General features: G+C 67.3%; 11 protein-coding genes. 5 read left to right on the forward strand and 6 right to left on the reverse strand.

Translation table 11 applies throughout. The annotated features are described in order from the left end of the window. Positions 1 to 3 precede the first annotated feature (3 nt). The 6 genes from BST28156_RS18205 to BST28156_RS18230 form a co-directional block, all read right to left on the reverse strand. Complete coding sequence (locus BST28156_RS18205; RefSeq protein WP_174902982.1) at positions 4 to 2,223, reverse strand: xanthine dehydrogenase family protein molybdopterin-binding subunit; 2,220 nt, start codon at positions 2,221 to 2,223, stop codon at positions 4 to 6. 1 nt (position 2,224) lies between these two features. Next, positions 2,225 to 2,680 carry a (2Fe-2S)-binding protein gene (locus BST28156_RS18210; protein WP_174902983.1) on the reverse strand — a complete coding sequence of 152 codons (456 nt, stop codon included), beginning with the start codon at positions 2,678 to 2,680 and terminating at the stop codon, positions 2,225 to 2,227. Between the two features lie 121 nt (positions 2,681 to 2,801). Next, positions 2,802 to 3,101 carry a putative quinol monooxygenase gene (locus BST28156_RS18215; protein ID WP_060237918.1) on the reverse strand — a complete coding sequence of 100 codons (300 nt, stop codon included), beginning with the start codon at positions 3,099 to 3,101 and terminating at the stop codon, positions 2,802 to 2,804. A gap of 82 nt (positions 3,102 to 3,183) precedes the next feature. Next, positions 3,184 to 4,227, reverse strand: a complete 1,044-nt coding sequence (gene curA, locus BST28156_RS18220; protein WP_060237923.1) for an NADPH-dependent curcumin/dihydrocurcumin reductase — start codon at positions 4,225 to 4,227, stop codon at positions 3,184 to 3,186. 227 nt (positions 4,228 to 4,454) lie between these two features. Next, positions 4,455 to 5,075 carry a TetR/AcrR family transcriptional regulator gene (locus tag BST28156_RS18225; protein WP_060237926.1) on the reverse strand — a complete coding sequence of 207 codons (621 nt, stop codon included), beginning with the start codon at positions 5,073 to 5,075 and terminating at the stop codon, positions 4,455 to 4,457. A gap of 127 nt (positions 5,076 to 5,202) precedes the next feature. Beyond that, positions 5,203 to 6,216, reverse strand: coding sequence for a DNA-binding protein (locus tag BST28156_RS18230; RefSeq protein WP_174902984.1), 1,014 nt, complete (start codon positions 6,214 to 6,216; stop codon positions 5,203 to 5,205). Positions 6,217 to 6,507: 291 nt separating this feature from the next. On the opposite strand from BST28156_RS18230, the gene BST28156_RS18235 reads away from it, so the two are divergent. The 5 genes from BST28156_RS18235 to BST28156_RS18255 all read left to right on the forward strand — a co-directional run bounded on the left by BST28156_RS18235 (position 6,508) and on the right by BST28156_RS18255 (position 12,396). Further along, positions 6,508 to 7,290 carry a COG4705 family protein gene (locus BST28156_RS18235; RefSeq protein WP_174902985.1) on the forward strand — a complete coding sequence of 261 codons (783 nt, stop codon included), beginning with the start codon at positions 6,508 to 6,510 and terminating at the stop codon, positions 7,288 to 7,290. Between the two features lie 38 nt (positions 7,291 to 7,328). Beyond that, the gene (locus BST28156_RS18240) at positions 7,329 to 7,775 is read left to right on the forward strand and encodes a hypothetical protein (RefSeq protein WP_174902986.1); all 447 of its coding nucleotides are present in this window, start codon (positions 7,329 to 7,331) and stop codon (positions 7,773 to 7,775) included. A 395-nt stretch (positions 7,776 to 8,170) separates the two neighbouring features. Further along, positions 8,171 to 9,655 (forward strand): aminotransferase class V-fold PLP-dependent enzyme, encoded by a 1,485-nt coding sequence (locus BST28156_RS18245; RefSeq protein ID WP_174902987.1) that lies wholly within the window; start codon positions 8,171 to 8,173, stop codon positions 9,653 to 9,655. 49 nt (positions 9,656 to 9,704) lie between these two features. Beyond that, entirely contained in the window at positions 9,705 to 10,511 is an 807-nt protein-coding gene (locus BST28156_RS18250; RefSeq protein ID WP_174902988.1) for a sulfite exporter TauE/SafE family protein, read from the forward strand. Positions 10,512 to 11,226: 715 nt separating this feature from the next. Then, positions 11,227 to 12,396 carry a porin gene (locus BST28156_RS18255; RefSeq protein ID WP_174902989.1) on the forward strand — a complete coding sequence of 390 codons (1,170 nt, stop codon included), beginning with the start codon at positions 11,227 to 11,229 and terminating at the stop codon, positions 12,394 to 12,396. Positions 12,397 to 12,555 lie beyond the last annotated feature (159 nt).

A 12,555-nucleotide genomic window follows, 5' to 3' on the forward strand; every position in this document is an offset into this window, starting at 1 on the left:
GCATCAGGCCGTCTTCAGCTGGTTGCCGACCGGCAGCTTGCGCAGCCGCTTGCCGGTCGCCGCGAAGATAGCGTTCGACACCGCCGCCGCCGTCGCGGCCGTGCCCGGCTCGCCGATCCCGCCCGGCGCTTCGCCGCTCTTCACGATATGCACGTCGATCGGCGGCGTCTCGTTGATCCGCAGCATCCGGTAGTCGGTGAAGTTGCTCTGCATCACGCGGCCGTTCTCGATCGTGATCTCGCCGTACAGCGCGCCGGTGATCCCGAAGATGATGCCGCCCTGCACCTGCGCCTCGATCGTGTTCGGGTTGACGAACATTCCGCAGTCGACCGCGCAGACGACGCGCTTGACCTGCACCTCGCCGTCGTCGACCGCGACGTCGACGACGATCGAGAAGAAGCTGCCGAACGCATGCATCACCGACACGCCGCGCCCCTGCCCCTTCGGCAGCGCGCTGCCCCACCCCGCCGCCTTCGCCGCGACGTCGAGCACGTTGCGTGCGCGCGGCGTCTTGTCGAGCAGCGCGCGGCGATATTGCACGGGATCGGTCTTGGTCTGCGCGGCCAGCTCGTCGATGAAGCTCTCGACGACGAAGGTGCCGCGCGTCGGGCCGACGCCGCGCCAGAACGCGGTCGGCACGTGGCGCGGCTCCTGCCGCACGTAGTCGACGAGCTGGTTCGGCAGGTCGTACGGCAATTCGGCCGCGACCTCGACCGCGTCGGGATCGACGCCGTCCTTGAACGCGGGCGGCGCGAAGCGCGCCATGATCGACGAGCCGACGATCCGGTGCTGCCACGCGATCGGCTTGCCGTTCGCGTCGAGGCCGGCCGAGATCCGGTCGTAGTAGCACGGCCGGTACATGTCGTGCTGCACGTCTTCCTCGCGCGTCCAGACGACCTTCACCGGCGCGCCGACCTGTTTGCCGATCTTCACGGCGTGGCCGATCATGTCCGTCTCGAGCCGCCGGCCGAAGCCGCCGCCGAGCAGATGGTTGTGCACGACGATGCGATCCGGCGACAGGCCGGTGAGCCGCTGCACGGTGTCGACCGCGCGCGTCGGCACCTGCGTGCCGACCCAGATCTCGCAGCCGTCGCCGCGCACGTGCACCGTGCAGTTCACGGGCTCCATCGTTGCGTGCGCAAGCAGCGGCTGCTCGTACACGGCATCGACGCGCGTCTTCGCGTCCGCGAACGCCTTCGCGACGTCGCCGTCCTTGCGCGCGACCGCGCCCTTGCCGTTCGCCGCCGCCTGCGCGAGATCCGCGAAAAGATCCTTCGTCGATACCTTCGCGCCCGCGCCCTCGTTCCATTTGACGACGAGCGCCGATGCGCCGCGCTTGGCCGCCCACGTGTGATCGCCGACCACCGCGACCGCGTCGTCGACGCGCACGACCTGGCGCACGCCGGGGATCCGCTTCGCGGCCGTATCGTCGACGCTCGCGACCGTGCCGCCGAATACCGGACTGTTCACGATCACCGCGTAGAGCATGCCCGGCAGACGCACGTCGAGCCCGAACTGCGCGGTGCCGTCGACCTTCTCCGGCGAGTCGAGCCGCTTCGCGGGCGTGCCGACCAGCTTGAAGTCCGCCGGCCTTTTCAGCGCGACGTCGGTCGGCACAGGCAGTTTCGCGGCGGCGTCCGCGAGCTGGCCGTACGATGCGCGCCGGCCGCTCGGCGGATGCTGCACCTCGCCGTTTTCTGCGCGACAGCTCGCCGGATCGACATTCCATTGCTTCGCGGCCGCCGCGACCAGCAGCGTGCGCGCGGTCGCGCCTGCACGGCGCAGCGGCTCCCACGCGTAGCGCACCGACGTCGAGCCGCCGGTCAGCTGGCCGCCCAGCAGCGGATCGAGGAACAGCTTCTCGTTCGGCGGCGCATGGTCGAGCGTGACGCTCGACAGCGGCACCTCGAGTTCCTCGGCGATCAGCATCGGCAGCGCCGTATAGACGCCCTGCCCCATCTCGACCTTCGGCATCACGAGCGTGACCTTGCCGGTGCGGTCGATCTGCACGAAGGCGTTCGGCGCGAACACGCCGGTCGGCGCCGGTTCGGCTGCGTCGCCGCCGATCACCGAGCGTCGCGCATCGTCGCCCGCTGCCGGCAGGCTGAAGCCGAGCAGCAGCCCGCCCCCCGCGGCCGCGCCGAGCGACACGCCGAGCCGGAGAAACGAACGGCGCGACACGCCCGCGCCGGCCCGACCTGCTTCGATCAGTCCTCGCGACATGTCAGGCCCCCTTCGCGGCTTGCTTCACGGCCGCGCGAATCCGGTGATAGGTGCCGCAGCGGCAGATGTTGCCGGCCATCGCGGCATCGATGTCGGCGTCGCTCGGGTTCGGGTTCGACGCGATCAGCGCGGTGGCCGTCATCACCTGCCCCGACTGGCAGTAGCCGCACTGCACGACGTCGAGTTCGCGCCATGCCTGCTGGACCTTCCGGCCGGCCGGCGTGGCTCCGACCGCCTCGATCGTCGTGATTTTCCGGCCGGCGACCGCCGCGACCGGCAGCACGCACGCGCGCGCGGCGACGCCGTCGAGATGCACGGTGCACGCGCCGCATTGCGCGATCCCGCAGCCGAACTTCGTGCCGGTCAGGCCGACGAGATCGCGCAGGACCCAGAGCAGCGGCATGTCGTCGGGGGCGTCGACCGTACGGGTCTCGTCGTTGATGTTGAGGGTAAGCATTCAGCCTCCGGGGCCTGTGTATGGGGGAAAGCGGCGCGACCGCGCGCCGTGTCGTCATCGCCGCCGCGCGCTGCGCGACGGCTGCTGCGGGCGGCCCGGGCAAAAGCGGGCCGCTGCTCGGTTACTCGGCCACGTCGATGCCGGACAACACCTTGATCACGGGCGGCGCGGCAAACCAGTCTGCCGACTTGTCGCGGAACGCGACGAAGTACGGGCTGGCGAGATGCGCATCGAATGCCGCCTGGTCGTCGTAGATCTCGAACAGGTGCAGGTTCGGCGAATCGCCGGCTTCGCGGAACAGGTCGTAGCGGCGGTTGCCGGGCTCGGCGCGCGTCTTGCCGACCATGCTGCGCAATTCGGCCTCGGCGGCCTGCGCATGCTCGGGTTTCGGGAACAACGAGGCCATCACGTAAAGCGCCATGGTTTCACTCCTTTCGAAACGGAATCGAGAATGCCACATGCCGGCGTCGCGCGACGCCGGCATGTGGCATCGGCTGGGCGGATTACGCCAGTTCGTCCGGGCCGACGCGCACCACGACCTTGCCGAAGTTCTTGCCGGCGAGCAGGCCGATCAGCGCAGCCGGCGCATCGGCCAGGTCGGGAATCACGTCTTCGCGCGCCTTCACCTTGCCCTGCGCGACCCATTCGCTCATGTCCTTCAGGAACGGCGCATAGCCGGTCGCATAGTGGTCGAGGATGATGAAACCCTGCATCCGGATGCGCTTGCGCAGGATCGTGCCCACCAGCGCCGGCAGACGGTCGGGGCCGGCCGGCGGCGCGGTGTCGTTGTAGTGCGCGATGATGCCGCACACGGGCACGCGCGCATGGTCGTTGAGCAGCGGCCACACCGCGTCGAACACGGCGCCGCCGACGTTCTCGAAATAGACGTCGATGCCGTTCGGGCACGCGTCCTTCAGCTTGTTCGCAAACGCCGGATCGCGATGATCGACGCACGCGTCGAAGCCGAGCGTATCGGTCACGTACGCGCATTTGTCCGCGCCGCCCGCAACACCGACCACGCGGCAGCCCTTCAGCTTCGCGATCTGCCCGACGACGGCGCCGACCGCGCCGCTCGCCGCCGCGACGACCACGGTTTCGCCGGCCTTCGGCTCGCCGATCTTCAGCAATCCGGTGTAGGCGGTGAACCCCGGCATGCCGAGCACGCCGAGCGCATACGACGGATGCGCGAAGTCGCGGCCGAGCGGGATCAGGTCGCGGCCGTCGGACAGCGCATAGTCCTGCCAGCCGCCGCCCGCGACGACCAGATCGCCTTCGCGGAACGCCGGCAGGTTCGACGACACGACGCGGCTGACCGTGCCACCGACCATCACCTGGCCGAGTTCGACCGACGCGGCATAGGACGGCGCGTCGCTCATCCGGCCGCGCATGTACGGATCGAGCGACAGCCAGACCGTGCGCAGCAGCACCTGCCCCGCGCCGGGCACCGGCACGTCGCCGGTTTCGGTGCGGAAGTCGTTCGGGGTGGGCGCGCCCACCGGGCGCGAGTTCAGGACGATGCGGCGGTTTGCAGTCTTGCTTTGCGGCATGTGAGCCTCCGTCAGCGTGAAATTCGACGAGGAATGCGTGTGCGGTGACACGATTCGGTCAGGGATGAACGACAGATGCGAGCACGCCGGCCGGCGCAGCGACGGCGAGGTCGCTTTGCCTGCGGGCGCGTGGGTGAAGCAATCGGAACGGCGATAGGGTCTCTGTCATAAGTAGACCAGTCGTCTAGTATCGGGGTAAAAACAAGGCGCGCCGATGCGCGCCTGATTTATGACCGTGCTCCGTCATGCGAGGACGGCGCCAGGTTCAGCATCCGCCGTGTCGCGGCCATCGCGGTTTCGAGCGGCTTGCGGTTGCGGTGGATCTTTTCCAGCAGCGTCGCGCCGAGCCACAGCTCGTAGAGAAGCGCGGCCGTATGGAGCGGATCGTCGATGCCGCTCAGCGAGCCGTCGGCCAGCCCGGCATCGATGCCGCCCGCGAGCCGCTCGACGATCTGGCTGGTGCCGCGCCGCAGGACGGCGCGCATCGCCTCGGACAGGTCGGAGACCTCCGCGCCGAGCTTCACCGCGAGACACTTGCCCTCGGGATCGTCCGCGCACTGCGTATCCAGCCAGTTGCTCCAGTACGTCATCAGCCGCTCGGCGCCCGTGCCGCCCTGGTGCCGGAGCAGCTTGTCGAGATGCGCGAGATAGCCCTCGAAATACGATTCCAGCAGCGCTTCGCCGAATGCTTCCTTCGAACCGAAGTAATGGTAGAACGAGCCCTTCGGGATGCCCGCCGCGGCGAGTATCTCGTTCAGACCGACCGCCGAGAACCCCTTGTGGAGCATGATCGGCTTCGCGATGTTCAGGATGTGCTGGCGGACTTCCGCGCCCGAAGATGCATTCATGATGGCGTATGGTAGCAGCGATTAGACCGGTCGTCTAATGACATCGACCCGGCAGGTTGAGCGGCACTTTACCCGATTCGCGCGGGGCGATCGGACGGATGCGGGCTGTCGCCGCATGTCGTTGATGTCAGGCGGATTTCGGCGTGCGCCGTTTGCCGACAGGCTTGGCGGGACGCAGGCCCGCGGATGGCCGGACAGCCGCGCGGCGCACCGCCGCGCGCGAAGCGGAGGCGCGTTCGGCGCGCAACGCATCGAGTTCGGCGACGCTGGCCGCGTGGGCTGCGCGTGCGCCGTCGAGCTGCCCTTCGAGCATGCCGCAGCGGTGCTGCATGTCGGCGAGTTGCGCCTGCAGCGTGGCGGCGTCCTTGCGATATTGCGCATCGCGCTGTTCGGCGCGCGCGGTCGCCGCGTCGAGTTCCTTTTGCAGTCGTGCGGTCGCGAGCCGTTCGCGGTCGATCTCCTGCAGCGCCCGCCTTTCCGACGCGCGCAGCCGCTCTTCCGCCCGGCTCGCATCGTCGCGCAGCCGGTCGAGCTGCGCGGTGAAATCCGCGCGGGCCTGCGCGAGCGCGCGGCCGCCTTCCGCATTGTCGGCCTTCAAACGCTCGATTTCCGCTTGCTGCGCGCGCCGCGACGCTTCGTCCGCCGCCTTTTCCTGCTGGAGTTCCTGGATTCGCACCTGCGCGGCGAGCAGCGCGGCCGTGCGCTGCTCCAGCGCGGTTTCGGTGCGCGCCAGCTCGGCCTGCAACGCGGCGACTTCGGTCCGGGCTGCCGCGCGCTCGGCTTCGACGTCGGCGCGCAGCGCGTCGAGCGCCGACGCCGCGTCGGCGGACGAGCGGCTCCACAGTGCGGCGACGAGTTCGCCCGCCGCGGCCTGCAGGTCGGCCGGCAAATCCGGATGCTCGATGCGGACACGGCTCTTTTCCCGCAGCTCCGACCAGAATTCGCCGAGCACGGCCGTCGGCGTACTCATGCTGCCCTTGCGGACGAGCTGGTACAGGCGGTTGGCGGTGGGCGTGACGCCGAAGCGGAAGAACAGCAGCGCACAGACCTCGCGGTAAAGCTCGCGCGTTTTCGGGAAGGCGGCCTTGAGGCGCTCGATTTCGGCGGTCAGGCGGGGTTCGTCGGCGGCAAGGTCGGACATGGGTGGGAGCATCGAGGGAAATTTCGCAAATAATATAACGTAAACCGTTAAATATCCAATCCATCGGGTTCAGATTTTTGACATTATTTCTATAATGTTGAGATTTCCGGTGGCTGGGCGTTGTCGACCGCCCCGAGCGGTGCTCCGAAGGATGCGCCGCGGCGGTCCGCCCGACCTCTCGCCTCCCAATCGCCCGCACCCGCCCGACCCGACCGCCGGCGCCCCTTGCTAAGGTTCCGATAAGGCTGCGTCCCTAGACTGCATGGCACCGCACTCTCCCGGAGCCGTCCCATGTCCCCCGCTCTCGCCCGGCCGGCCGCACGCTGGCTCAACAAGGTGCCCGAGATCACGCTCGCGTTCTGGATCATCAAGATCATGTCGACCACGGTCGGCGAAACCTGCGCCGACTATCTCGCCGTCAACGCGGGCTGGGGCCAGGGTGTGACGCGCGGGCTGATGATGTCGCTGCTTGCGATTGCACTCTTGCTGCAGCTGCGCACGCGCCGCTACACGCCGTGGATTTACTGGCTCACGGTCGTCCTCGTGAGCATCGTCGGGACGCAAATCACCGACCTGCTGACCGACGGGCTCGGCGTCAGCCTCTATATCAGCACGGGCGTATTCGCCGTCGCACTCGCCGCGATCTTCGCGATCTGGTATCGGATCGAGCACACGCTGTCGATCGACGCGATCGACACACCGCAGCGCGAGCTGTTCTATTGGGCCGCGATCCTCTGCACGTTCGCGCTGGGCACCGCTGCCGGCGATCTCGCGACCGAAGCGCTCGGGCTCGGTTTCTCGCTCGGCGCCGTCGCTTTCGGCGTGCTGCTCGCACTCGTCTACGTTGCGTGGAGCAGCGGCGTCAACGCGGTACTGACGTTCTGGATCGCATACATCCTCACGCGGCCGTTCGGCGCGTCACTCGGCGACCTGCTCACACAGTCGCGCAGCTACGGCGGATTCGGCCTGGGTGCCGCGACGACGAGCCTGCTGTTCCTGTCCGTGATCGTCGCGCTCGTCGCCGTCGCGCAATTCGGCGCCGGCATTCGTGCGCGTGAGGAATCCGCCAAATGATTTTCCTGTCCCGCTCAAACCCGAATCGAGGATCGTTCATGCGCTCTCCGACCATGCTTTCCCGCCTGCTCGTCGCCTGTTCCGCTTGCGCCGCGCTCGCCGCTGCGGCCGGCTGCTCGAAGCAGGCCGACAGTGCCGCCGCAGCGACTGCGGCTTCCGCGCCGGCGGTGCCGGCCGCGCCCGCGCAGACATCGAGACTCGGCGACCTCTCCCGCTTCCGCGCGATCGCCGCCGACGTCTCCGCCTTGGTCGCGAAGGGCGATCTCGCCGGCGGCAACGCGCGCATCAAGGATCTGGAGCTGGCGTGGGATGAAGCCGAAGCGGGCCTCAAGCCGCGCGCGGCGGACGACTGGCACGTACTCGACAAGGCGATCGATCGCGCGCTCGAAGCGCTGCGTGCCGATCATCCGACGCAGGCCGACTGCTCGACGGCGATGCGCGATCTTCTGGGCGTATTCGACAAGCTTGCGGGCAAGTCGGCTTGACGGGGAGGAGCGCCTGCCGCCCTTCGGGGCTGCGTTGGCCGTCGTGGTTTGGCGGGCGACTCGGGTAGTCGATCGATATTCGCGCGCGCATGCGCGCATCGGTCACCCGACCGCGGCAGCGTTGGCGCCGGAGACTTCACTGACCTTCATGCGGCTTCGGCCGCAGTCCGTATGCGCGGCGGGTTCGCCGCGTGTGCCGAACAGCCCGGTGTCGGGCGTCAACACGTGTCATCGGCGCGGTGCGCCGACGGTCAAGAATTCAATCCTTGAATTCCACAAATAAATAGAATTTAAATCCACCAAAGCCCCAATCCAAAGTTGACTTTGGAGTATTTTTCCCCGTGTCCGGACGTATCATTTCTCGCATTCCAGCAGGCATGTGAAAGACGAAAGAAATGAGCGAGAACGACAAGCTGCATTACCTCGACTATGCGGCAACCACTCCGGCGGATCCCCGCGTGATCGCGTCGATGGCCGACTGTCTCGGCGCCGACGGCGTGTTCGGCAATCCGGCATCGAGTTCTCACGCGGCCGGCCGGATCGCGCGGGAAAGAGTCGAACGCGCGCGCGCGCAGGTCGCCGCCCTGATCGGCGCGGCGGCCGACGAGATCGTCTGGACGTCCGGCGCGACCGAATCCAACAACCTCGCGCTCAAGGGCTATGCCGACGCGGCGACCGGAAAGCCGCACCTGATCACGAGCAGCATCGAGCACAAGGCCATTCTCGACACGATGGCCAGCCTGTCGAAGCGCGGCTTCCCGGTGACCTGCGTGACGCCGAATGCCGACGGCGAGATCACGGTCGAAGCCGTGGCAGGCGCGATGCGCGCCGACACCGGCCTGGTGTCGCTGATGCTCGTGAACAACGAAATCGGCACGCTGACGAACATCCGCGAGATCGGCCGGTTGGTGCATGCGGCCGGCGCGCTGCTCCACGTCGACGCCGCGCAGGCGCTCGGCAAGACGCCCATCGACGTGCACGCGCTCGGCATCGACATGATGTCGATGTCTGCGCACAAGGTTTACGGCCCGAAGGGCATCGGCGCGCTGTTCGTGCGTCGCGAGATCGCGGACCGTATCGCGCCGCAAATGCACGGCGGCGGACACGAGCGTGGACTGCGTTCCGGCACGCTCGCGACTCACCAGATCGTCGGGATGGGCACCGCGTGCGAACTGGCGGCCGAGTCGCTCGAACGCGAAACCGCGCGGATTGCGGCGCTCGGCGCGCGATTGACGAATGCGGTGCTCGCACTCGGCGACGTGACGCAGAATGCTCGCGCGGCGCAACGGATTCCCCATACGCTGAGCCTGACCGTGACCGCGCCCGGATTCTTTCCGTTCATGCTGGGCGATGCGCTCGCGGTGTCGTCGACGTCGGCGTGCAATTCGGCCGCCGGCACGCCGTCGCACGTGCTGACCGCGCTCGGCCTCGACGCGGATGCGGCCGCCCGGACCGTACGCATCAGCATCGGCCGTTTTACGACGGAACAGGACATCGACTTCGCGGTCGACTGTTTCCGCCGCGCGATCGAACAATGCCGGTCGACCGCATCGAACGGCTTCGCCGCGTCGCGCCAGATCGCGCCGGACGACCTGAAAGCGATTCGCAGCGCGGGTTTCCGCGCCATCGTCTGCAATCGGCCCGATGGTGAAAGCGCCGATCAGCCGGCCTTCGCGGAGATCGCCGCGGCCGCACGGGCGCTGGGCCTCGACGCGCGATACCTGCCGATCGATGGCGCCCGCATCGGCGACGCGGAAATCGACGCGTTCGGCGCGATGCTCGAAGTGCTGCCGAAACCGGTGCTCGCCTACTGCGGCAGCGGCAAACGGTCCGCGACGCTGTGGAGCCGTTTGCTCGCGCGCCGTGCGGTGACGGCATGACGGCGGCTTCGATTCGGCCCGGAAGGCGTGCCGGTCCCCGCGTCATGCCATGTTGACCTCGCTGGTTCTCGGCAGCCTCGTCGGCGCGGTGCTCGGCATGACGGGCGCCGGCGGCGGCATCCTGGCCGTGCCGGCACTGGTGGCCGGCATGGGATGGTCGATGCAGCAGGCGACGCCGGTTGCGCTGATCGCGGTGGCCGGTAGCGCGGCGATCGGCACGGCGGAAGCGTGGCGTCGCCGGCTGGTGCGCTATCGCGCGGCGCTCGTGATGACGGCGGCGGGCATGCCGATGACGTCGCTCGGCGTGCGGCTCGCGCATCGGCTCCCGCAGCGTCTGCTGATGCTGATGTTCGCGCTCGTGATGCTGGTCGTCGCGATCCGTCTGCTGCGGCAGGCCGCGCGCGGCGCAATCGTGTCGCCGGAATCGCGCGGGTGTGTCGCCCGCGTCGATCCCGACACCGGACGCATCGCGTGGAACTGGCTCTCCGCGATCTCGCTCGCCGCGACCGGCGCATTGACGGGGCTGATGACGGGACTGCTGGGCGTCGGCGGCGGATTCATCATCGTGCCGATGCTGCGCAAGCTGACCGATATCACGATGCACGGCATCGTCGCGACGTCGCTGATGGTCATTGCGCTGGTCGGCATCGGCGGGATTGCGTCGACGATGCTGCAAGGTGCCGCGCCGCCGGTCGAATTCACGCTGTTATTTACCGTCACCACTGCGCTCGGCATGGTCACGGGGCGAATGATTGCCGGAAAATTATCGGTTCGCCATATTCAGATGGGGTTTGCCGGCATCCTGGTTCTGATCGCGGCCGCAATGGCCGTCAAGGCGATCGTCGGCAGCTGGTAATCGGGCTGCGTTGCAATTCCTTGCAGGAAGCACATTCAAGCGAGATTGCCGCATGATTTTAGCGTGCCGATATCGGCCTGTCCGCTTTATCGCGACACCCCGCCCGAATCGAATATCGCGCATGAAACCGGAGGCCGGTCTGCCCGGCCCACGGCCGCGCCGCGCCATGATCAGCCGAGATTGTCGACTTTGAGACGGTAAAGCGTGTAAATCACGAAAACGACCAGAACCGTGCCGAATATCGCAATCTGGCGGATGATACGCGCCCGTTTCTCATTGGGAGTCACGAAGGTTCTCCTGTTTATGTTCGGGTAAAAGTATAGCGTCGACCGTCCGGCACGCGGATTATGCTGTGCGATATCCAAACCCCGAAAAACTGCCGATCGATCCGCAGCCGTTTATATCAGATATACCGCCGAGACGGCAATCGCAAAATCCGATTGGCGATTTTCTTTCTCGAATAGGCGGTTGCGAATCCGCCCCCTCTCCGCAACCCGCGCCGTGGCAATTTCAGCCAATTTATGCTGATTTGTGGTTTTTCATGGGGATGTCATCGAGCGTCGCGAAACTGCCGTGCCGCCGACCTGCACACCGGCGGCAATGCGGCAAGGCCCTGTCCCGATTGCAACGGACAGGTCGGCCGGACCGGTTTTGCAACCGATTTGCAATCCTTATTTCATTCAATACGCACCGCTCTCGCATGAAGACATCAACGATGAACAAGTTCGCGCTGTCCGCGCTTTCGCTGACGCTGACGGGCCTCGCCGGCGCCGCGCACGCGCAGTCCAACGTCGCGCTGTACGGCGTGATCGATACGTCGATCACCTACGTTCACGGCAACGACGGCACGGCCGGCAATCTTTGGGCAATGGGCTCCGGCAACCTGTCCGGCAGCCGCTGGGGCCTGAAAGGCAGCGAGGATCTGGGCGGCGGCCTGAAGACGGTTTTCCAGCTCGAAAGCGGCTTCAATTCGGGCACCGGCAGCATGAGCCAGGGCAAGCGCCTGTTCGGCCGCCAGGCGTTCGTCGGCCTGCAGAGCGACCGGTACGGCAAGCTCACGCTCGGCCGCCAGTACGATCCGGTCGTCGATCTCGTGCAGCCCGTCACCGCCGACAACTACTTCAGCAGCGTCTTCTCGACGCCCGGCGACGTCGACAACAACGACAACAGCCTGCGCGTGAACAACACGGTCAAGTACACGTCGCCGGTGCTGGCCGGCCTGCAGGTCGAGGCGATGTACGGCTTCGGCGGCGTCGCGGGCTCGATGGGCTCGGGCCTTACGTACTCGGTCGCGGCGGCGTACAACAACGGCCCGCTCGGCATCGCCGGCGGCTATTTCTACGCGAACAACGCGAGCGGCGCGGCGCGCGCCGCGAACTGGAGCGGCTCGTCCGACGCGATCTTCGACGGCCCGATCAACAGCGGCTACCTGAGCGCGAAGAGCATCGGCATCGCGCAAATCGCGGGCCAGTATGCGATCGGCCCGGTCACGCTCGGCCTCGGCTACAGCAACGCGCAGTACAAGCGCGACGACAATTCGGTTGCCGGCTTCGCCAGCACGCAGAAGTACAACACCGGTCGCGCGTTCGTCATGTACCAGGCATCGGCGCCGCTGCTGCTGGGCATCGGCTACGCGTACACGAAGGCGAGCGGCAACGTCGACGCGAAATACCACCAGGTGTCGCTGGGCGCGGACTATGCACTGTCGAAGCGCACCGACGTCTACCTGGTCGGCGCATATCAGCATGCGAGCGGCCAGCAGCAGGTGGTGAACGCGAACGGCCAGCTCGTCACGCAAGACGCGCAGGCATCGATCGGTTCGTACGGCTACGGCGGCACGAAATCGCAGGAAATCGTCGCACTGGGCCTGCGTCACAAGTTCTGATCGCAGCAGCGGCTTCGGTTCCGGGCAGCGGCGCAGTCGCCCGGCGCCGGAGCCGCCTCGGCTTGTCCGGCCTTGCGCCGTCTGCAACGACGCGCCGGCCAGTCGACGGCGCCGCAACCGGCATCGCGCGATGGCCGAACAGCGCCCGCGCCCTTCGTC

The organism is Burkholderia pseudomultivorans (assembly GCF_902499075.1).
In the GTDB taxonomy this organism is placed as follows: Bacteria; Pseudomonadota; Gammaproteobacteria; order Burkholderiales; family Burkholderiaceae; genus Burkholderia; species Burkholderia pseudomultivorans.